This window comes from Piscinibacter gummiphilus (assembly GCF_002116905.1).
Classification (GTDB): domain Bacteria; phylum Pseudomonadota; class Gammaproteobacteria; order Burkholderiales; family Burkholderiaceae_C; genus Rhizobacter; species Rhizobacter gummiphilus.
Genome location: NZ_CP015118.1, coordinates 1622332 through 1642449, shown reverse-complemented (window position 1 = coordinate 1642449; position 20118 = coordinate 1622332). Strand labels below are relative to the sequence as shown.

Genomic DNA, 20118 nt, shown 5'->3' with positions numbered 1-20118 from the left:
CCGTCATGACCTTCCGCTTCCTCTCCGATTCCCCGAACCGCCAGCGCGTCGCCCGCTTCGCGGTGACCGCCGTGGCGGTGGCCGCCGCCGCGTGGGCCGGCCTGCGGCTGTGGGACCACTACGAACGCGCACCGTGGACCCGCGACGGCCGCGTGCGCGCCAACGTCGTGCAGATCGCCGCCGACGTGTCCGGCCTCGTCACCGCCGTGCCGGTGCACGACAACCAGCCCGTGCAGGCCGGCACGCTGCTGTTCGAGGTGGACCGCGCCCGCTACACGCTCGCGCTGCGCCAGGCCCAGGTGGCCCTCACCGCGCAGCGCACCGCGCTGGCCCAGGCCGACCGCGAGAACCGCCGCAACACCGGCCTCGGCACCCTCGTGTCGCAGGAGGCCACCGAACAGGCGCACACCCGCGTCGACCAGGCCCGCGCGAACGTGGCCCAGGCCGAGGTGGCCGTGGACGCCGCGCGCCTGAACCTCGAACGCGCCGAGGTGCGCGCGCCGGCCGACGGCCTCGTCACGAACCTCGACCTGCGCCAGGGCAGCTACGCCACCGTCGGCCACCCGGTGCTGGCACTCGTCGACGCGCGATCGTTCTACGTCGAGGGCTACTTCGAGGAAACCAAGCTCGCGCGCATCCACCTCGGCGACGCCGTGCGCGTGACCCCCATGGGCCAGGGTGCCTCGTTCACGGGGCGCGTCGAGAGCCTCGCCGCCGGCATCGCCGACCGCGACCGCTCCACCGGCGCGAACCTGCTGCCGAGCGTGAACCCCACGTTCAACTGGGTGCGCCTCGCGCAGCGTGTGCCGGTGCGCGTGAAGCTCGACCCGCTGCCCGACGGCACCCAGCTCGTCGCGGGGCAGACGGTCACCGTGCAGGTGGTCGAACCGGCACGCAAGGGATGAACGCCATGAAGTTCCTCCCTGCCCTCGGCACCCTGGCCCTCGCCGCCGTGCTCGCCGCCTGCTCGACCGCCCCCGCGGGACCCGACTACCGCGAGCCCGATGCGGCCCTCGCCCGCCGCGCCGACGCGGCCGCGCCGTTCATCGGCACCCACGACACCGCCTCCGACGCGCCCACGGCCCGTCCCTACACGCAGGCGCCGCTGCCGTCCCACTGGTGGCGCCTGTTCGACGACCCGGTGCTCGACGACCTCGTCGCCCGCGCCCTCGACCACAACACCGACCTGCGCCAGGCCGCGGCGAACCTCACCCGCGTGCAGGCCCTGCAGGCCGAGGTGGACGGCGCGGCCCACCCCACCATCGGGGTCTCGGGCGACCCGTCGTTCGGCCACGCCTCCGGCCTGTCGGTGCTCAAGCCCGGCTACGAGCCGCCGTCGGCATGGCACGGCAGCGCCGGTGTGTCGGTCGCCTACCAGGTGGACCTGCTGGGCCAGATCCGCCGTGCGGGCGAAGCGGCCCAGGCCGGCACCGATGCCGCGTCGGCCGCACTCGACGTGGCCCGCGTGAGCGTGGCCGCCGGCACCGCGCGCGCCTACGCCGACGTGTGCGCCACGGGCCAGCGCCTGCAGGCCGCGCAACGGTCCATCGACCTGCAGCAGCAGGCGGTCGACGTGACGCGCAGGCTCCAGCAGGCCGGCCGCGTCGGCGAGGTGGACGCTGCCCGCGCACGCAGCCAGCTCGAACAGCTGCGCGCCGCGATCCCGCCGCTGCAGGCCCAGCGCCAGGGCGCGGCGTTCCGGCTCGCCACGTTGATCGGCGAGCCGCCGCAGTCGCTGCCCGCCGGCATCGCTTCGTGCAGCACCCCGCCGCAGGTCGCGGGTGCGATGCCTGTCGGCGACGGCGCCGCGCTGCTGCAGCGCCGGCCCGACGTGCGCCAGGCCGAACGCGAACTCGCCGCGGCCACCGCCCGCATCGGCGTCGCCATCGCCGACCGCTATCCGAAGGTGACGCTGGGCCTGTCCGCCGGCACGGCCGGCCCGCTCGACCGCCTCGGCAGCCGCGACACGGTGAGCTGGAGCCTCGGCCCGCTGATCTCGTGGACCCTGCCCAACACCGGCGTGGCCGATGCGCGCGTGGCCCAGGCCGAGGCCGGCGCGGAGGGCGCCTTCGCGAAGTTCGACGGCGCCGTGCTCACCGCGCTGCGGGAGACCGAGACGGCGCTGTCCACGTACGCCCACGAACTGGACCGCCAGGCCGCGCTGCAGGTGTCGGTGGACGAGGCCCGCACCGTGGCCTCGCAGACGCGCAGGCTCTATGAGGGCGGCAAGGTGGGCTACCTCGAGACGCTGGACGCCGAACGCTCGCTCGCAGCCGGCGAGGCCTCGCTCGCCGCGTCGCACGCGCAACTGGTCGACGACCAGGTGCAGGTGTTCCTGACACTCGGCGGCGGTTGGGAACGCTAGAAGCCGAAGAGGCGGCGCGGGTTCTCCCACATCACCGCGTGCCGCACCCGCGGGTCGGGCAGCAGTTGTGCGGCGAGTGCCTGCAGCGGCCCGTAGTCGATGCGGTCGGGCGCGCGCAGGAACGGCCAGTCGGACGCCCACACGAGCGCGTCCGTCCCGAACGCATCCGCCAGCGCCTGCACGAAGGGCCACGTGTCCTCGTACGGATGAGGCTGGTGCGACCATTTCGCGAGGCCCGACAGCTTCACCACCGCGCGTCCCTCGCGGCCCAGTTCGAGCAGCTTCACGAACCCGGGCTGCGAAAGGCCCGCCCGCGGCTCGGGTCGCCCACCGTGGTCGAACACGAGGTTCGCCCCGCTCGCCTCGAGCATCGGCGCCAGGTCCACGAGCTGGTCGCCCGTGACCTGCACCTGCGCCCACATCCCGAGGTCCCGCAAACGCTCGAGCAACGGCCCCGCATCGCGGTAGAAGTCCACGCCCAGCAGCGACGGGTTGAACGCGATGCCGATCACCCCGGCCGCCTGCAGCGCCTGCAACTCGTCGCGCCCCGTGCCGTTGGGCACGACGGCCACGCCGCGGTAGCGGCCCTGGCCGATGGCCAGCGCATCGAGCAGGCAGCGGTTGTCGAACCCGTAGCCCGAGTTCGGACCGACGATCACCGCATGCCGAACGCCGTGTGCGTCGAGCACCCGGCCGAGCTGCGCCGCCGTGGCGATCTCCGCGCCCTGCGGCCGGTAGGCCGTGTCGGACGCATAGGGAAACCGCACGGGGTCGAACACGTGCACATGGCAGTCGATGCGGAGGTCGGTGTCGTCCATGCGCGGAGGTTAGCGCAGGAGCGCCAACCCCGCGCCGCCCCGCGTCAGATGTCGATCTTCGTGAACTTCGTGCCGTCGAAGCTCAGGTTGGCCATCAGGCCGCCCACGGCCAGCACGTAGCCCACGATGGGCTTCTGGCCCGTCTTCGTGTCCACGGCCGCGGTGGCGCTGGCGTCGGCCACCGTCACGGTGGCGTCGACCCCGGCCGTCCAGCCCTTGCTGGTCTCGAACTTGTTCAGCACCTCGTCGTTCATGAACAGCAGGTACACCGAGCGCGACTGGGCGCCGGCCAGCAGGCCGACCGAGGCCGCACTGGTGCTGTAGTAGCCGGCGCTGGTGCCATGCTTGCGCAACGCGCCCTCGCCGTACGAGCCGCCGACCACGAACCCGGCCGACACCACCGACGGGAACACCAGGATGCCCTTGGCCTTCGACGCCAGCTCCTTCGAGCCCGGCACCTGATCGAAGAGCTTGCCGAGGGCTTCGTCGACCTTGGCATCGATGCCGCGGCGGCGTGCCGCGGGGTCGGACGAGGCGCTGGGGCTGGTGGTGCTGCAGCCGGTGGTGGCACCGACGAGTGCGGCGCCTGCCGCGAGTGAAAGAAAACGACGCTTGTCCATTTTCATCTCCTTGGTGGAATCGCGAGGCGTGCTCGGACAACACCAGAGGAAGTGCGGCACCGAAGCGAAAGGCAGTCTCCTGCCGGTGCCCGGCCTTGTCAATGGCGTGCGGGCCACATTGCCCCAAAGGGCAGACTGCCTCGATTCAGCGGTGCTTGAAGACCGCGGCGCGCTTGTTCAGGAAGGCGTCCATGCCTTCCTTCTGGTCCTCGGTCGCGTAGAGCGAGTGGAAGAGCCGACGCTCGAACATCACGCCGTCGGCCAGTCCGCCCTCGTAGGCCCGGTTCACCGCCTCCTTCGCGGCCATCACGGCCACGCGCGAGAACCCGCTGATGACGATGGCGGCCGCCAGCGCCTCGTCGGCGAGCTTCTCGTACGGCACCACGCGGCTCACGAGGCCGGCGCGTTCGGCTTCCGCGGCATCCATCATGCGGCCGGTGAGCACGAGGTCCATCGCCTTGGCCTTGCCCACCGCACGCGGCAGGCGCTGCGTGCCGCCGGCCCCGGGGATCACGCCGAGCTTGATCTCGGGCTGCCCGAACTTCGCGTTGTCGGCCGCGATGATCACGTCGCACATCATCGCCAGCTCGCACCCGCCGCCGAGCGCGAAGCCCGACACGGCCGCGATCACCGGCTTGCGGATCGAGCGGATCGTCTCCCAGTTGCGCGTGATGAAGTCGCCCTTGTAGACGTCGGCGAAGGTGTACTTCGCCATCGCGGCGATGTCGGCCCCCGCGGCGAACGCACGCTCGCTGCCGGTCACGATGATGCAGCCGATGGCCTCGTCGGCATCGAACGCCTTCAGCGCCTCGCCGAGTTCGTCCATCAGCGTGTCGTTGAGCGCATTGAGCGCCTTCGGGCGGTTCAGCGTGACGATGCCGACCTGGCCGGCTTCCACGCGGGTTTCGATGGTTTCGTAGGTCATGGTGCACGCTCCTGTTGCGGCGCACTGTACTCCGGCTCGTCGCATCGGACGATTGCCCGTGCCGCCCCCGCTTTCTAGCATCGCCTCATGAACCCTTCCCCCATGCTGAAAGGCCTGCGCATCACCGACATGACGACGGTGATCTTCGGCCCCTACACCACGCAGATCCTCGCCGACCTGGGCGCCGACGTCGTCAAGGTCGAACCCGCCGGCGGCGGCGACACGGTTCGCCTGATCGGGCGGCCTCCCGTCACGCCCGGCATGGGCCCCGCCCACCTGCGCCTGAACCGCGGCAAGCGTTCGGTCGACTGGGACCTGCGCTCCGAGGCCGGCCGTGCCGCGCTGACGCGGCTGCTGCAGACGAGCGACGTGTTCATCCACAACCTGCGCGCCGACGCCATCGAACGCCTGGGCTTCGGCGTCGAGGCCGTGCGCGCGCTGCGTCCCGACATCGTCTACGTGCACTGCACCGGCTTCGACCAGCGCGGCCCGAACGCGGGCCTGCAGGCCTACGACGACATCATCCAGGCCGCCTCCGGCGCGGCATCGCTGCTGCCGGCGGTGGACGGGAACCCGCAGCCGCGTTTCCTGCCGATGGCCGTGGCCGACAAGGTCTCGGGCCTCCACGCCGCCTACGCCGTGCTGGCCGCCATCGTGCACCGCCTGCGCACCGGTGAAGGCCAGGCCGTGGAGGTGCCGATGTTCGAGGCGATGGCGAGCTTCAACCTCGCCGAACACCTGTGCGACCGCACCTTCGTGCCCCCGACGGGCCCCGCGCTCTATGGCCGCCAGGTCGATCCGGGCCGCCAACCGATGCGCACCGCCGACGGCTGGATCGCCATCGCCCCGTACCTCGACGACCGCTGGGTGCGGCTCTTCGAGGTGTGCGGGCTGGGCGAGCGGCTCGCCGAACCGATGTTCGCCGACCTCAGGTCGCGGCGGAAGCACATGCAGAAGATGCACGACGCGGTCGCGGCGCTGACCCCGGCGCGCACCACCGCCGAATGGCTCGCGCTGCTGAAGGCCGCGAACGTGCCGGCCATGAAGGTCAACGAGATCGGCGACCTGCTGGACGATCCCCAGCTCAAGGGTTCGGGACTGCTGCGGGAGCGGGAGCATCCGACGGAAGGCCGCTACGTCGAGGTGGGGCCGCCGGTGCGCTTCTCCGCGTGGACGCCGGAACCAGGGCGGCATGCGCCGGGGTTCGGGGAGCACAGTGAGGAGGTGGCGAAGGAGCTGGGAGTGCGACTGTAGGCAGACGGGTCACCCCGGCGAACGCCGGGGCCCACTGTTCCCCTGTGCGCGTCGACCACGGTGGGTCCCGGCGTTCGCCGGGATGACCATCCGGCTAGATCAACGCCGCCGCCGCCTCCGCGAACGCCGCCGACTGCGCCCCCACCACCGCCGCATCCGACGCGGCCGCATTCCCCGCCTTCGCCCGTGCCGCGACCCCTTCGAGGATCACCGCGAAGCGGAACAGCGAAAACGCCAGGTGGAAGGCCGTGACCGGCTCCGAACACCCACCGGCATCACGGTACGCCGCAAGGTACGACGCCTGCGTCGGCAAGCTCGCCGACACCAGGTCCACCCCTCGCAGCCCGTCGAAGGCCGCCGGCACCGTGTGCCACGCCATCGCGCTGTACGCGGCATCCGCCAGCGGGTGGCCGAGGGTCGAGAGCTCCCAGTCGAGCACGCCGATCACCACCGGCTCGGTGGGATGGAACATCAGGTTGCCGAGGCGGAAGTCGCCGTGGGCGATGGCCGTGGTGTCGTGGTCGGGGATGTTCGCGGGCAGCCAGTCGACCAGCCGGTCGATGTGCCGGTCCTCCCGCGTGCGCGAGGCGGCCCACTGGCGCGACCAGCGGGCGATCTGGCGCGAGAAGAAGTTGCCCGGGCGGCCGTAGTCGGCGAGGCCCACCGCCTCCCAGTCCACCGCGTGCAGCGCGGCGAGCGTGCCCGCCATCGCATGCCAGTACGCGGCACGTTCGCCCGCCGGCACCTCGCGAAGCTGGTGGCCGCTCATCACGCGGCCCTCGAGCTTGTCCATCACGTAGAACGGCGTGCCGATCACGGTGCGGTCGTCACACCAGCACAAGGCCGCCGGCACCGGCACGGCGCTGCCGGCCAACGCCTTCAGCACGCGGTACTCGCGGTCGATGGCGTGGGCCGAGGGCAGCAGTTCGCCCGCCGGCTGCTTGCGCAGCACGAGCGAACGCTGCTCGAACTCGACGAGGAAGGTGGGGTTCGACTGCCCCGCCCCCACGCGCCGCCACTGCATCGGCCCCTCGGCGCCGGGAATCCGTTCGCCGAGCCAGCCGCGCAGCCGGTCGAAGTCGAAGTCCGCGGAACTCATCCCTTGCGGGGCGCGAACGACGGCTCGCGCTTCTGCTGGAACGCCGCCACCCCTTCGAGGAACTCGGGCCGGTCGATCATCTCGCGCTGCCGGCCGGTCTCGTAGGCGAGCTGCGTGGCCAGGTCGCTGGATGCGGCCGAGTCGTAGGCCCGCCGCGTCTCGCCGATGCCGTGCGCGGGCAGGCGCGCCAGCCGCTGAGCGAGTGCGAGGGACTGCGCCGCGAATTCGGTATCGTCCACGCACGACCACACCAGCCCCCAGCGCACCGCCTCCTCGGCCGACAGCCGGTCGCCCAGCAGCGTCAGCGCCGTGGCCCGCGAGCGCCCCACGAGCCGTTCGAGGAACCACGTGGATCCGAGGTCGGGCACGAGCCCGAGCTTCGGCACGAACGGCATCAGGAAGTACGCCGACCGCGCCGCGACGACGATGTCGGCCGAGAGCGCGAGGCCCACGCCCGCACCCGCCGCCGCGCCGTTGAGTCCACACACCACCGGCACCGGCATCGACCGCAGGTCGAGCACCAGCGGCGTCGACTGCTCCGTCATCATGTCGGCCGTCCACGCTCCCAGCGTGCGCGGGTCCCCTTCGGGCCGGCCCAGGCCGGACAGGTCGGCCCCCACGCAGAAGCCCTTGCCCTCCCCCGTCAGCAGCACGGCCCGGTACGAGGGATCGCCCCGCACCTCGGCCAGCGCCGCCCGCAGCTCGATCTGCATCGGCACGGTCAGCGGGTTCAGCTTCGCCGTGTTGACGAGGCGGATCACCGCCACGTCGCCCTCGCGCTCCAGGCGCACGTTCACCGTGGTCACAGGCGCTCGACGATCGTCACGTTGGCGAGGCCGCCGCCTTCGCACATGGTCTGCAGGCCGTAGCGCACGCCGCGCTGGTGCAGCGCGTGCACGAGCGTCGTCATCAGCTTCGTGCCCGAGCCCCCCAGCGGATGGCCCAGCGCGATGGCGCCGCCGTTCACGTTGAGCCGGCCCGCCTCCGCCCCCAGCACCTTGAGCCACGCGATGGGCACCGGTGCGAAGGCCTCGTTGACCTCGTAGAGCCCGATGTCGTCGATGGACAGCCCCGCACGGTCCAGGGCACGCTGCGTCGCCGGGATGGGTGCCTCCAGCATCACGACCGGGTCGTGCCCGATCACGCTCATGTGGTGGATGCGCGCGAGCGGCTTCACGCCCAGCGCCTTCAGGCCGCGTTCGTTGACGACCATCACGCCGCTGGCGCCATCGCAGATCTGCGACGCGCTGGCCGCGGTGACCCGCCCGCCCTCCTGGATCAGCTTGACCGCCGCGATGCCTTCGAGCGACGCATCGAAGCGGATGCCTTCGTCGACCGTGTGCAGCTCGTTCAGGTCCCCCAGCTCGGCGCTGCGCGCCGCGACCGGCACGATCTCCTCCTCGAAGCGGCCCGCACGCACCGCCTCGATGGCGCGCTGGTGGCTCTCGTACGCGTAGGCATCGAGCTCCTCGCGCGTCAGGCCGTACTTCTTCGCGATCATCTCGGCGCCGGCGAACTGGCTGAACTCGACGCCGGGGTAGCGCTTCTGCATGCCCGGGCTCACGTAGAAGCCGAGGCCGTTCTTCGCGGGCAGCGTCATCGGCAGGCCCATCGGCACGCGGGTCATGCTCTCGACGCCCGCGGCGATCACGATGTCCTGCGTGCCCGACATCACCGCCTGCGCGGCGAAGTGCAGCGCCTGCTGCGACGAGCCGCACTGGCGGTCGACGGTGGTGCCCGGCACCGACTCGGGCAGCGACGACGACAGGATCGCGTTGCGCGCCACGTTCGCCGCCTGTTCGCCGGCCTGGCCCACGCAGCCCATGATCACGTCGTCGATGGCCGCGGGGTCCACGCCGCTGCGGGTCACGAGCGCGTCGAGCACCTGGGCGGCGAGGTCGGCCGGGTGCCAGCCCGAGAGGCGCCCGCCGCGCCGGCCACCGGCCGTGCGCGCCGCCGCGACGATGAATGCTTCTGCCATGGTCGATCCTTTGAGATGAAAAAGAGGTTCAGCGCGGAGACATGCGGATCGCGCCGTCGAGGCGCACGCATTCGCCGTTGAAGTAGCCGTTCGTGATCATCTGTTCCGCCAGCGCAGCGTACTCCGCCGGATCGCCCAGCCGCTTCGGGAACGGCACGGAGGCGGCCAGCGCGTCCTTCACGTGGTCGGGCGCGGCCTGCAGCAGCGGCGTGTTGAAGATGCCCGGCAGGATGGTGTTGATGCGGATGCCCTCGCCCATCAGGTCGCGCGCGACCGGCAGCGTGAGGCCCACGATGCCGGCCTTCGACGCCGAGTACGCGGCCTGCCCCATCTGCCCGTCCTGCGCCGCCACCGAGGCGGTATTGACGATGGCCCCGCGCTCGCCGTCGGCCAGCGGCGGCAGCGACAGCATGCCGGCGGCCGACTTCGCGATGCAGCGGAACGTGCCCACGAGGTTGATCTGCACGATGCGGTCGAAGGCCGCGGTGGGGAAGTGGCGCACCTCGCCGCTGGCCTTGTCTCGGCTGGCGGTCTTCACCGCGTTGCCGATGCCGGCGCAGTTGACGAGCACACGTTCCTGGCCGATGGCCGCGCGGGACTTCGCGAAGCCCTGGTCCACCGCGTCGTCCGACATCACGTCCACGCGGCAGAACACACCGCCCAGTTCGGCGGCCAGCGCCTCGCCCTTGTCGGCGTCGAGGTCGAACAGGGCCACGCGCACGCCGCGCGAGGCCAGCAGGCGCGCGGTGGCGGCGCCGAGGCCGGAGGCGCCGCCGGTCACCACGGCGGTCACGGTTGCATCGAGTTTCATCGTTCGGGTTCTTTCTTCGAAGGGAAGTTCAGCCGTGGAAGCGGCCGCCGGTGGCCGCCATCTCGCGCATGCGTGCCGTGGGTTCGTACGCCGGACCGAGCGCGGCCAGCCGCTCGCAGCGCGCCACCACCTCGGCGAGGCCCAGCCAGTCGGCGTACTGAAGCGCCCCGCCCAGGTAGGCCGGGAAGCCGAGGCCCAGCGTGAGCGCCATGTCGAGTTCGGCGGCGGTGGCCACGACACCTTCCTCCAGCGCGTGGGCGGCCTCGACCACCATCGGCAGCATCAGCCGGTCCACGATCTCGGCCTCGCCGAAGGTGCGCGGCCCGCCGAGTTGCAGCGTGGCGACGAGCGCCTGCGCCTCGGGGTCCGGCGACCGCACCGGCTTGCCGAACGGGTCGAGCCCGTGCCGGTAGAACCCGGCACCGCTCTTCTGGCCGTAGCGCCGGTGTTCCACCATCAGCTTCACCGCGTTGCGTGTCACCGGGCGCATGCGCTGCGGGTAGCCCGCCGCGATCACGTCGCCCACGTGGCCACCGGTGTCCATGCCCACGACGTCCTGCAGCAGGGCCGGGCCCATGGGCCAGCCGAAGGCTTCCATCACGCGGTCCACCTCGGCGAAATCGGCGCCGTCGGCCAGCAGCTGCAGGAAGCCCGACACGTACGGCGTGATCAGGCGGTTGACGAGGAAACCCGGGCAGTCCTTCACGACCACCGGTGTCTTGCCCATCCGCACGGCATGCGCCACCGCGGTAGACACGGCGGCATCGCTCGTGCGTTCGCCCCGCACCACCTCCACCAGCGCCATCACCGGCACCGGGTTGAAGAAGTGCATGCCGACGAAGTTCTCCGGCCGCGCGAGCGGGCGGGCGATGTCGTCGATGCGCAGGCTGGAGGTGTTCGACGCGATGACCGTGTCCGGCCGCACGGCCCCTTCGAGCGCGCTCAGCACCTGGTGCTTGACGGAGAGGTTCTCGACGACCGCCTCGATCACCAGGTCCACCTCGCCGAAGCCCGCGTCGTCCAGCTGCGGGTGGATGGTGGCCAGCACCGCGTCGGCCTTCGCCTGGTCGATGCGGCCGGTCTTCACTTGCCGGGCGAGCTGGCGCGACGCCTCCTTCATGCCCAGCGCGAGCGGTGGTGGTGCGATGTCCTTGAGCCGCACCGGCGTGCCGCGCAGCGCACTCGTGTACGCGATGCCACCGCCCATGATGCCGGCGCCCAGCACCGCCATCGACTTCACGGGCCGCGCACCTTGTCCGTAGGACTTGAAACGCTTCTTCAGCAACTGGTCGTTGAAGAACGCCCGCACGAGCGACGCGGCCGCCTGCGTCTTGGCCACCTCGGCGAACGCGGCGGACTCGAGCCGCAGCGCCTCGGCACGCGTGCACGTGACCGCACGCGACATCATGCGCACCGCGATGGCCGCGGCGGGCTGGTGCTTGGGACTGCGGGCATCGACGTCGGCCAGCGCCCCGTCGAACAGCGACCGCAGCTCGGCGGGCTGGCGCGGCACCGGCTCGCGCTTGCGCTGCTGGCGGGCGCGCCAGTCGGCGTGGCCGTCGGCCGCGCTGCGCAGCAGCGTCAGCGCCGTCTCGCGCAGCGCCGCGGGGTCGCAGGTCTGGTCCACCACGCCGGCCGCGAGGGCCGAGGCCGCACGCGACGGCCGCCCGCCGGCGATCCATTCCACCGCCACCGCGGGCCCCGCGACCCGCGACAGGCGCACCGTGCCACCGAAGCCCGGGAACAGCCCGAGCTTCACTTCGGGCAGCCCCACCTGCGCATCGTTCGACATCACGCGGAACGAGGCCGCGAGCGCCAGCTCGAGACCGCCGCCCAGTGCGAAACCGTTGATGGCGACGACGCTCGGCACGCCCAGGTCCTCGAACGCGTTGATGATGCCGTTCTTCGCGTACACGTCGCGCGCCATGTGTTCGGCGGGCTGCTTGAACATCTCGCCGAACTCGGCGATGTCGGCGCCGACGATGAACACGTCCTTCGCGCTTGACACGAGCACGCCGCGCACGTCGCCGTCGGCGGCGATCACGCTGGTCGCGCGCTGGAACTCGTCGACGGTGCGGGCGTCGAGCTTGTTGATCGCGTCGCCCTGGCGGTCGAAACACAATTCAGCGAAACCGTCGTCCAGCCGCCGCACCTGGATGCTGTCACCTTGGAACAAGAGAACTCCTCGTGGATCGGATGAAGGTCAGTCTAGGAAGCCATGCCGCGCCGCACCATCGTCGGTAGCGACGAATCAGGCGGCCTGCAGGGACGCGACAGACAGGCGCTCGCGGCACTCGGCCACCATGCGCTCGATGAGTTCGGCGCAGGTGGGCACGTCGTCGATCAGGCCGATGCACTGGCCCGCGGTGATGACACCGCCGTCCACCTCGCCGGACCGCAGCGCCTCGCGGCCGCGTGTGCCCAGCACCAGCGGGCGGATGTCCTCGAACTCGCAGCCCCCGGGCCGCTGCTCGATGGACCGGACCTCGTCGGCGATGGCGTTGCGGAACACCCGCGCGGTGTTGCGCAGCGAGCGGAAGATCAGCGCGGTGTCGCGTTCGTTCGCCTTCACCAGCGCCTGCTTGATGTCGTCGTGGATCGCCGCCTCGCGGGTCACGCAGAAGCGCGTGCCCATGTTCACGCCCTCGGCACCGAGGGCCAGCGCCGCCGCCATGCCGCGGCCGTCGGCGATGCCGCCCGAGGCCACGATGGGGATCTTCAGCGCGCGCGCCGCGGCCGGGATCAGCACGAGGCCGCCCACGTCGTCCTCGCCCGGGTGGCCCGCGCATTCGAGGCCGTCGATGGACACGATGTCGACGCCATCGCGTTCGGCCGACAGCGCATGGCGCACCGACGTGCACTTGTGCAGCACCGCGATGCCGTGCGCCTTGAAGGTGTCGATGTACTCGCGCGGGCTGCGCCCCGCGGTCTCGACCACGCGGATGCCGCTCTCGACGATGGCCGCGACGTACTCGGCATACGGCGGCGGTTTCACCGACGGCAGCAGCGTGAGGTTCACGCCGAACGGCTTGTCGGTCAGCGCGCGGGTGCGTTCGATCTCGCGGCGCAGGTCGTCGGGCGTGGGCTGCGTCAGCGCGGTGATGATGCCCAAGCCGCCGGCGTTCGAGACGGCGGCGGCGAGTTCGGCCACCCCCACCCACATCATGCCGCCCTGGATGATGGGCCAGGCGATGCCCAGCCGTTCGGTCACGCGTGTCTTCATCGGATCTCCGGGTTGTCGTTGTGCGCGCGCATGCGGTCGCGCGCGGCGGGGTCGGCCACGAGGCGGCCGAAGAACTTGGCCTCCAGCGCCAGCGCGCGGTCCATCGGCAGCTGCGTGCCTTCGTAGACGGCGGCCAGCACCGCGAGTGGCGCGGGCTCGCGGTCAGCGGTGTCTCGGCGCACGCGGGCGAGGCCCAGGCCGAAGCTCGCGGACGCGTGGGGCGCCAGTGCACCCGCGCCGCCCGGCAGCGCGTAGCCCTTGGTGTCCCACGGCTGCGCGGTGGGCCCCTGCGACAGCACCCATCGGCGTGCCGTGGCGACCACGTCGTCGCGCGGCCGCAGGGCCTCCACCAGCCCGAGCAGAAAGGCCGCGTGCGGATTCACCGTGCGCCCCTCGGCCAGCAGCGGCAGCGCACGTTCGATGCCGATCAGGCGCGGCAGGCGCTGCGTGCCTCCGCCGCCGGGGATCAGCCCGGCACGCACCTCGGGCAGCCCCACCTGCACCGCCTCGTCGTCCGCGAGCACGCGGTGGTGGCACGCGAGGCACAGCTCGAAGCCCGCGCCCTGCGCGTCGCCACCGATGGCCGCGGCCACCGGCTTGCCCCCTGTTTCCAGGCGGCGCAGCGTGCGGTTCACGGGCGCGACGAGCGCGGCGATGGTGGGGGCATCGAGGCCCGCGTCGGCCCCGGCCAGCAGTTCGTCGATGCGCGCGCCGAGCAGGAAGCGGTCCGGTGCCGCACCGGTGATCACGGCGCCGACGATCGCGGGGTCCGTGAGCACCTGCTCGACCGCGGTGTCCAGGGCCACGGCCAGCGGTGCGGTGAAGTGGCCCGCGAACAGCTCGATCAGGGCCACGCCGTCCCGGTCGACGGTGAGGGTCAGGGTGTTGTCGTCCATGGTGTCAGACCCGTTCGATGACCAGCGCGGTGGCCTGGCCCGCCGCGGCGCACAGCGTCACGAGCGCGGTGGCCTCGCCGCGCCGCTCCAGTTCGTCGAGCGCCGTGCCGAGCAGGATGGCGCCGGTGGCCCCGAGCGGGTGTCCCAGCGCGATGGCGCCGCCGTTCGGGTTGACCCGTTCCGGGTCGAGCCCGAAGTGCCGCGCCACCACCATCGGTACCACCGCGAAGGCCTCGTTGACCTCGTACAGGTCGACGTCGGCCGGCGACATGCGCAGGCGCCCCAGCAGCCGTTCGGCCACCGGCAGCGGCCCGCCCAGGCTCAGCAGCGGTTCGCTCGCGCCGCTCACGCTGCCCAGCACGCGGGCGCGCGGGCGCACGCCGTGGCGCTTGCCGAAGTCCTCGTTGCCGAGCAGCACCACGGCGGCGCCATCGACGATGCCGCTCGAGTTGCCGCCGGTGTGCACGTGGTCGATCGCCTTCAGCGACGGGTAGCGCTGCAGCACGATGCTGTCGAAGCCCTCGGCGCCCACACCGGCGAAGGCGGGCTTGAGCTTGGCGAGGTCGGCGCGGGTCGTGCCCGGCCGGACGGCCTCGTCGTGGGTGAGCAGGATCTGGCCGATCACATCCTTCACCGGGTCGATGGACTTCGCGAACCGCCCGCCGGCCACCGCCTCGGCCGCGCGCCGCTGGCTCTCGGCCGCGTAGGCGTCCACGTCGTCGCGGGTGAAGCCGTTGAGCGTGGCCATCAGGTCGGCGGCCACGCCGTTCGGGATGTACGGGTGCGTGACCCCGATGCGCGGGTCCACGTACGCCGCACCGCCGTCGGCGCCGATGGGCACCCGCGACATCGACTCGACCCCGCCGCCGATCACCGCGTCCGCCTGCCCCGATGCAATCAATGCATGACCGAACTTCACGGTGTCGAGGCCCGAGGTGCAGAAGCGGTTCACCTGGAACCCGGTGACGGTGTCGCCGTAGCCCGCGGCCAGCAGCGCGGTGCGGGTGAGGTCGGCGCCCTGCTCGCCCACGGGCATCACGATGCCGAGGCCCACGTCGTCGATGGCGTCGCCCGTGAAGCCGTTGCGGGCCCGCAGCGAGGCGAGCAGCCCCGCGGCCAGGTGGACGGGCGGCACCTCGTGCAGGGCGCCGTCGGGGCGGCCCCGGCCGCGCGGGGTGCGCAGGTGGTCGTAGACATAGACGGTGTTCATGCGATCCAGTCTAGAAATCCGCCGGGGCACGGCCCATCGTCGGAACCGACGGAAAACACCAGCACACCAAGGGCTTGCTTCCCTGCAAAATCGTCGGTATGGACGTGGGCGCCAGAGTGCATTCGGGCGCACGATGCGCCTCCGTCGGAACCTCCCTTCCCTCGAACCGGCCCGAAGTCATGACCGATCCCAGCGGTATGCCGACGTTTCCCCCCGACCGCCAGGCGGTCCGGCCCACGCCGGTGACGGCGCCGTCGACGAAGATCCGTCCGCCCACGGCCGACCCCCACCAGGTCCCCCGGCTCTCCGTGTGCGACCGCATCCGCCAGGCCGTCACCGCACGCCTCGTGCTGGTGCGCGCGCCGGCCGGCTTCGGCAAGACCACGTCCATGCTGCAGGCCCGCGCCGCACTCGAGGCCGATGGCATCGACACCGCCTGGCTCACGCTCGACCGCGCCGACAACGACGTGCCACGCTTCCTCGCGTGCCTCGCCGACGCCGTGGCCGACATCGCCGCCGACGGCTTCGGCGCGGCGCCCGCCGACCCCATGGCCGCGCTCGCGCGCCACCCCTCGCCGTTCGCGCTCTTCCTCGACGACTTCGAGGTGATCCAGGAGCCCGCCGTGCTGGGCCTCGTGCGCGAGATGCTCGACCACCTGCCCCGCCGCGGCCAGGTCGTCATCGGCTCGCGGGGCCTGCCCGACCTGGGCCTGGGCCGCCTGCGCGCCCGCGGCCAGCTCGTCGAGGTCGACACCGAACACCTGCGCTTCACCCTCGACGAAACCACCGAGTTCTTCCAGCGCCGCGGCGGCGCCACGCCCGCCCCGCAGGCCGTGGCCCTGCTCAACCGCAAGACCGAGGGCTGGGTGGCCGCGCTGTGGCTCGCGTCGCTCGCGCTCGAACGCCACGGCGCCGGCAGCGACTTCATCGAACGTTTCTCGGGCTCGAACCGCGCGGTGGCCGACTACCTCGCGGAGGACGTGCTCGCGCAGCAGACGCCCGAGGTGCGCGGCTTCCTGCTGCGCACCAGCATCCTGCGCGACCTGAACGCGTCGCTGTGCCAGGCCCTGAACCCGCGGGCCGACAGCGTGCGCATCCTCGCGCAGCTGGAGGCCGCCAACGTCTTCCTGATCCCCCTCGCCGCCGACGCGCAGGGCGCGGGCGGCCCCGCGTGGCGCTACCACAGCCTCTTCGCCGACTTCCTGCGCGCGCAGCTGCAGCGCGAGATGCCCGACGAGTTCGCGCGCCTGCACCTCTCGGCGTCCGGCTGGTACGAGGCCGAGCAGCGCCCGGTGCCCGCCATCGAACACGCCATCGACGGCGGCGACTACCCGCACGCCCTCTCGCTGCTCGTGTTACACGCCGAGGCCTTCCTGGCCCAGGGCCGCATGCGGCTGCTCGCGCGCTGGTTCTCCGTCGTGCCCGAGGCCGCGCTGCGCGCGCACCCGCTGCTCGAAGTGGTGGCCGTGTGGTCCGCCTGCTTCACGCAGGGCCCGTGGGAAGCCATGGCCCGCCTCGACCGTTCCGGCGCCGGCCGCAGCGGCGACGCCGTCGTGCGCGCCCACGAGAACGCGCTGCGCCCGCTGCTGCTGGCCATGATGGACCGCTACGAGGACGCCTACGAGATCGGCCGCCAGAACCTCGCCCGCCTGCCCACGTCACGCCCCTTCGCCGACAGCGTGCTCACCAACGCGATGGCCAGCGTGGTCTCGGTCATGGGTGAATCCCACGAGGCCCACCGCCTGCTCGACGCCACCCGCGCCGCGCGCGGCGCCACGCCCTTCGTGCGCATGTACACCGAGTCGATGGAAGGCCTGCTCGACCTGCAGGAAGGCCGGCTGCGCCAGGCCACCGCGCGCTTCCGCATGGTGCTGAGCCAGGCGCAGACGGCCACGTACGAGCATCACAACGGCAACGCGTGGGCCGGGGTGCTGTACGCCTCGGCCGTCTACGAAGAGAACCGCCTCGACGCCGCCGACCACCTGCTCAACATCTACCTCCCCCTCGCGCGCGACGTCGGCCTGCCCGACCACATGATCCTGAGCCACGTGCTGCGCTCGCGCATCGCGTTCCACCGCGGGGACATCGACTCGGCCTTCCTCGTGCTCACCGAACTGGAGTACCTGGGGCATCACCGGCAGCTGCCGAGGGTGGTGTGCAGTGCGAAGCTGGAGCGGGCGCGGATGCTGATGCTGCAGGGGAACGGGCAGGCTGCGCGCGAAGAACTCGATCGGGCCGACGATCCGGCGGTGTGGGACCGGGTGGCGCGGCAACGGCTTCCGGCACACGACACCGACGACATGGCGCTCGGGCGCCTGCGGTGGTTGCTGATGTTCGGAGATGCCCGTGCGGCGCTGCCGGGCATCGCCCGGGAGATCGCGCGCGACGAAGCGTCGGGGCGCCGCCGGCGCGTGATGAAACTGCAGGTGCTGCAGGCGCTGGCATTGCAGCGCGCGGGGGATCCGGACGCTGCATCACGCACGCTGGCGCCAGTGCTCCACGCGGCGAGTGTGGAAGGGGTGATGCGGCTCGTGCTCGACGAAGGGGAGCCGGCGGCGGCGCTGCTGCATCGGCATCGGCAGCACGCGTCCGATGCCACCGATCCGCTGTTCGATGACTTCCTGCAGCGGCTGCTGGATGCGGCGGGACCGCTGTCAGCGGCCGAACCCGAGGCGGTTCCCACGCCCTCGGTGGATCCACTCCAGGAACCCCTCACCCGCAAGGAGATCCGCGTGCTGCAGCTGCTGGCCGAGGGTTACTCCAACAGCGCGATGGCGGAGAAGCTGTTCGTCTCGGACAGCACGGTGCGGACGCACTTGCGGAACATCAACATGAAGCTCAATGCGAAGAGCCGGACGCAGGCAGTAGCGATCGCGAGGCGGTTGGCGGTGATTCGCTGAGCCGCATCGGCCGAAAATCGGCTCATTTCGTGAGCCGCATGTGACACAATGCGGCTCATGAGCCCGAAGCAGCCCAAGTTCATCTGGCAGCAACCGTCATGGCGGCGCTTCGCGGTGCAAGCCGATTCGGTGGCTGCAGACCTCGCTCGGGCGCACAAGAGCCACGGGGTGGTGGAAGGTCAGGCCGCGGCCATCGGCGTCACGCTCGATGGGGAGGTTGCCGTGCATGTCCTCTCGGCCGAGGTCATCGCCACGGCCGCGATCGAAGGCCAGCACTACTCGGCGGCCGCTGTTCGGTCGTCCGTGCTGCGCCGGCTCGGCCTCCCGCACACCGGTGGCACCGACCGCCATGTCGACGGGCTCGTGGAGGTCATCAACGACGCGACGGACAATTTCGCGGTCCCCCTCGACGCCGACAGGCTCTGCCGCTGGCAGTCGGCCCTGTTCCCCGGCGGAACCTCCGGCATCCAACGCATCGCGGTCGGCCGGTTCCGCGACCACGCCGAGCCGATGCAGATCGTCAGTGGCCAGGCGGATCGGGAGACCGTCCACTACGAAGCCCCGCCCTCGCGCTCGGTTCCGGCCGAGATGGACCACTTCCTCGAGTGGTTCAATGCCACCGACCCGACCAAGCCGGCTGCTCCCGGCGCCGCGATGGACGGGTTCACGCGAGCAGCGATCGCGCACCTCTGGTTCGAACTCATCCACCCGTTCGAGGATGGCAACGGGCGGGTCGGACGTGCGGTGATGGACATGGCCATCGCCCAGCACCAGGGCAAGCCCCTGCGTCTCTACAGCGTGTCCCAGCAGCTGATGTCCCACCGGGCCGAGTACTACGAGGCGCTCAACCAGGCCGCACGAGGGACTGGCGACGTCACCGAGTGGGTCCGCTGGTTCGCTCGACAAGTCACCAGCGCCTGCGAGGCCTCGAGCAGCATCATCGACCAGGCCATCCAGAAGCGACGTTTCTGGGAGCGGCACGGGAGCGAAGCCGTCAACCCGCGCCAGCGCAAGGTGCTGCAACGCCTCCTGGACGACGGAGACGGAGGCTTCGCAGGCGGGCTCAACGCCGAGAAGTACATGAAGATGACCGGAGCCTCCAAGCCGACCGCGACACGCGATCTCGCCGCGATGGTCGCCGCGGGACAGCTTTGGACCTCGGGAGCGGGGAAGGCGGTCCGGTACTACGTCGCCATGCCGGGGTGGACTCATGGTGTGGAGGCCCGGAACCATGAACCTCCGAGTGCCCCATGAGGGCCAGGTCAGTTTTTCCGGGACACCCACCAGGGTTCGTTGTTCATTCGTTGCATGACAGATAACATGCAATGAAGAAGTTTGAAGTTCAGATTTCAGACTTGATCCTGGTGGAGCGGTCGATGGAGGCGGCCTTCACGGTCCCGCCTTCCTCGACGGCGCCACCCTCAACCCCACCCGCGTGGTCTGCAACTCGTGCAGGTAGGCCGCACGGCACGCCTTGCCATGCCGCGTCGCTTGCCGACGCTCTTCGAGGTCGAGCTGGGCGATGCGGCGTCGCAGCTCCCGGGCGGTCTGGGTCACCGTCCAACCGGAGACGGACCCGCAGATCCTGGGCACTTCGGCCGGCGTCAGCAGCGACAGGACCAGGTCGGTGCAGGCCCCGACGGCAGCGCGCAGCGACTCTTCGTGAAGCTCGCGGGCCTTGGCATCTCGGGTTCGGCTGAGCGCCACGGCCAGTTGGACCGCCGGCGGATCGCAATCGGCCGCGGCCTGGTTCAGGCTCGCCATGAACTGGGTCTGCGCACCCAACTGAAGATTGACCTGCTCCGCCCCGTCCTGGCGAAGGCGTCGCGCGAGGTCGTCCATGTCGGCACCGGATGCCGCGCCAGTCGCTGGCAGCATCCACAGGGCCGCGCACAGTGCGAGGGAGCCGGCCAGAGGTCCGAACGGATCGGAGATGGCCGCGCCATGGCTGCACGCGGCCTTTCCCTGGTGGCGCAACTCCTCCCGCAGCGCTTCGACGGACTTCCGAGTCATGCC

The 20118-nt window shown here is 71.5% G+C and carries 17 protein-coding genes; 5 read left to right on the top strand and 12 right to left on the bottom strand.

Going from position 1 to position 20118, the window contains the following annotated elements; genetic code table 11:
- Nucleotides 1-5: 5 nt before the first annotated feature.
- Together A4W93_RS07375 and A4W93_RS07370 are read left to right on the top strand one after the other, a co-directional pair.
- A complete protein-coding gene (locus A4W93_RS07375; protein ID WP_085750002.1) occupies nt 6-905 on the top strand; it encodes an efflux RND transporter periplasmic adaptor subunit in 900 nt (299 codons plus the stop codon).
- Nucleotides 902-2365: an efflux transporter outer membrane subunit gene (locus tag A4W93_RS07370; protein WP_085750001.1), complete on the top strand. Its 1464-nt coding sequence runs from the start codon at nt 902-904 to the stop codon at nt 2363-2365. Before A4W93_RS07375 ends, A4W93_RS07370 begins: the two co-directional genes overlap by 4 nt.
- On the opposite strand, the gene A4W93_RS07365 is transcribed toward A4W93_RS07370, so the two are convergent.
- The 3 genes from A4W93_RS07365 to A4W93_RS07355 all read right to left on the bottom strand — a co-directional run bounded on the left by A4W93_RS07365 (nt 2362) and on the right by A4W93_RS07355 (nt 4728).
- Nucleotides 2362-3183, bottom strand: coding sequence for an amidohydrolase family protein (locus A4W93_RS07365; RefSeq protein WP_085750000.1), 822 nt, complete (start codon nt 3181-3183; stop codon nt 2362-2364). The genes A4W93_RS07370 and A4W93_RS07365 overlap by 4 nt on opposite strands.
- 44 nt (nt 3184-3227) lie before the next feature.
- Nucleotides 3228-3803, bottom strand: coding sequence for a BPSL1445 family SYLF domain-containing lipoprotein (locus A4W93_RS07360; protein ID WP_085749999.1), 576 nt, complete (start codon nt 3801-3803; stop codon nt 3228-3230).
- 145 nt (nt 3804-3948) lie between these two features.
- Nucleotides 3949-4728: an enoyl-CoA hydratase gene (locus A4W93_RS07355; RefSeq protein WP_085749998.1), complete on the bottom strand. Its 780-nt coding sequence runs from the start codon at nt 4726-4728 to the stop codon at nt 3949-3951.
- An 87-nt stretch (nt 4729-4815) separates the two neighbouring features.
- Between A4W93_RS07355 and A4W93_RS07350 the strand changes: the two genes are divergently transcribed.
- On the top strand, nt 4816-5982 hold the full coding sequence (locus tag A4W93_RS07350) for a CaiB/BaiF CoA transferase family protein (RefSeq protein ID WP_085749997.1): 1167 nt from the start codon (nt 4816-4818) through the stop codon (nt 5980-5982).
- 94 nt (nt 5983-6076) lie between these two features.
- Here A4W93_RS07350 and A4W93_RS07345 read toward each other — a convergent pair whose 3' ends face one another.
- The 8 genes from A4W93_RS07345 to A4W93_RS07310 all read right to left on the bottom strand — a co-directional run bounded on the left by A4W93_RS07345 (nt 6077) and on the right by A4W93_RS07310 (nt 15202).
- Nucleotides 6077-7081, bottom strand: coding sequence for a phosphotransferase family protein (locus tag A4W93_RS07345; RefSeq protein WP_085749996.1), 1005 nt, complete (start codon nt 7079-7081; stop codon nt 6077-6079).
- Entirely contained in the window at nt 7078-7887 is an 810-nt protein-coding gene (locus A4W93_RS07340; RefSeq protein WP_085749995.1) for an enoyl-CoA hydratase-related protein, read from the bottom strand. Before A4W93_RS07340 ends, A4W93_RS07345 begins: the two co-directional genes overlap by 4 nt.
- Nucleotides 7884-9062, bottom strand: a complete 1179-nt coding sequence (locus A4W93_RS07335; RefSeq protein ID WP_085749994.1) for an acetyl-CoA C-acetyltransferase — start codon at nt 9060-9062, stop codon at nt 7884-7886. The genes A4W93_RS07340 and A4W93_RS07335 overlap by 4 nt, the downstream gene beginning before the upstream one ends.
- A gap of 28 nt (nt 9063-9090) precedes the next feature.
- On the bottom strand, nt 9091-9873 hold the full coding sequence (locus tag A4W93_RS07330) for an SDR family NAD(P)-dependent oxidoreductase (protein WP_085749993.1): 783 nt from the start codon (nt 9871-9873) through the stop codon (nt 9091-9093).
- Between the two features lie 28 nt (nt 9874-9901).
- Complete coding sequence (gene fadB / locus A4W93_RS07325; protein ID WP_085749992.1) at nt 9902-12049, bottom strand: fatty acid oxidation complex subunit alpha FadB; 2148 nt, start codon at nt 12047-12049, stop codon at nt 9902-9904.
- Between the two features lie 75 nt (nt 12050-12124).
- The gene (locus A4W93_RS07320; protein ID WP_085749991.1) at nt 12125-13096 is read right to left on the bottom strand and encodes an NAD(P)H-dependent flavin oxidoreductase; all 972 of its coding nucleotides are present in this window, start codon (nt 13094-13096) and stop codon (nt 12125-12127) included.
- Nucleotides 13093-13992, bottom strand: coding sequence for an enoyl-CoA hydratase-related protein (locus A4W93_RS07315; protein ID WP_085749990.1), 900 nt, complete (start codon nt 13990-13992; stop codon nt 13093-13095). Before A4W93_RS07315 ends, A4W93_RS07320 begins: the two co-directional genes overlap by 4 nt.
- Nucleotides 13993-13996: 4 nt before the next feature.
- Nucleotides 13997-15202, bottom strand: a complete 1206-nt coding sequence (locus A4W93_RS07310) for an acetyl-CoA C-acetyltransferase (RefSeq protein WP_085749989.1) — start codon at nt 15200-15202, stop codon at nt 13997-13999.
- Nucleotides 15203-15399: 197 nt separating this feature from the next.
- Here A4W93_RS07310 and A4W93_RS07305 point away from each other — a divergent pair, with 197 nt between their 5' ends.
- Both A4W93_RS07305 and A4W93_RS07300 read left to right on the top strand, forming a co-directional pair.
- On the top strand, nt 15400-18102 hold the full coding sequence (locus A4W93_RS07305) for a winged helix-turn-helix domain-containing protein (RefSeq protein ID WP_085749988.1): 2703 nt from the start codon (nt 15400-15402) through the stop codon (nt 18100-18102).
- Nucleotides 18103-18159: 57 nt separating this feature from the next.
- Nucleotides 18160-19356, top strand: a complete 1197-nt coding sequence (locus A4W93_RS07300) for a Fic family protein (protein WP_237357720.1) — start codon at nt 18160-18162, stop codon at nt 19354-19356.
- 135 nt (nt 19357-19491) lie between these two features.
- On the opposite strand, the gene A4W93_RS07295 is transcribed toward A4W93_RS07300, so the two are convergent.
- Nucleotides 19492-20115: a hypothetical protein gene (locus A4W93_RS07295; RefSeq protein ID WP_085749986.1), complete on the bottom strand. Its 624-nt coding sequence runs from the start codon at nt 20113-20115 to the stop codon at nt 19492-19494.
- Nucleotides 20116-20118: the final 3 nt, after the last annotated feature.

Coding starts and splice junctions, on each gene's coding strand:
- A4W93_RS07375 (WP_085750002.1), top strand. CDS start 6: ATGACCTTCCGCTTCCTCTCCGATTCCCCGAACCGCCAGCGCGTCGCC.
- A4W93_RS07370 (WP_085750001.1), top strand. CDS start 902: ATGAACGCCATGAAGTTCCTCCCTGCCCTCGGCACCCTGGCCCTCGCC.
- A4W93_RS07365 (WP_085750000.1), bottom strand. CDS start 3,183: ATGGACGACACCGACCTCCGCATCGACTGCCATGTGCACGTGTTCGAC.
- A4W93_RS07360 (WP_085749999.1), bottom strand. CDS start 3,803: ATGGACAAGCGTCGTTTTCTTTCACTCGCGGCAGGCGCCGCACTCGTC.
- A4W93_RS07355 (WP_085749998.1), bottom strand. CDS start 4,728: ATGACCTACGAAACCATCGAAACCCGCGTGGAAGCCGGCCAGGTCGGC.
- A4W93_RS07350 (WP_085749997.1), top strand. CDS start 4,816: ATGAACCCTTCCCCCATGCTGAAAGGCCTGCGCATCACCGACATGACG.
- A4W93_RS07345 (WP_085749996.1), bottom strand. CDS start 7,081: ATGAGTTCCGCGGACTTCGACTTCGACCGGCTGCGCGGCTGGCTCGGC.
- A4W93_RS07335 (WP_085749994.1), bottom strand. CDS start 9,062: ATGGCAGAAGCATTCATCGTCGCGGCGGCGCGCACGGCCGGTGGCCGG.
- A4W93_RS07330 (WP_085749993.1), bottom strand. CDS start 9,873: ATGAAACTCGATGCAACCGTGACCGCCGTGGTGACCGGCGGCGCCTCC.
- A4W93_RS07320 (WP_085749991.1), bottom strand. CDS start 13,096: ATGAAGACACGCGTGACCGAACGGCTGGGCATCGCCTGGCCCATCATC.
- A4W93_RS07315 (WP_085749990.1), bottom strand. CDS start 13,992: ATGGACGACAACACCCTGACCCTCACCGTCGACCGGGACGGCGTGGCC.
- A4W93_RS07310 (WP_085749989.1), bottom strand. CDS start 15,202: ATGAACACCGTCTATGTCTACGACCACCTGCGCACCCCGCGCGGCCGG.
- A4W93_RS07305 (WP_085749988.1), top strand. CDS start 15,400: ATGCCGACGTTTCCCCCCGACCGCCAGGCGGTCCGGCCCACGCCGGTG.
- A4W93_RS07300 (WP_237357720.1), top strand. CDS start 18,160: ATGAGCCCGAAGCAGCCCAAGTTCATCTGGCAGCAACCGTCATGGCGG.
- A4W93_RS07295 (WP_085749986.1), bottom strand. CDS start 20,115: ATGACTCGGAAGTCCGTCGAAGCGCTGCGGGAGGAGTTGCGCCACCAG.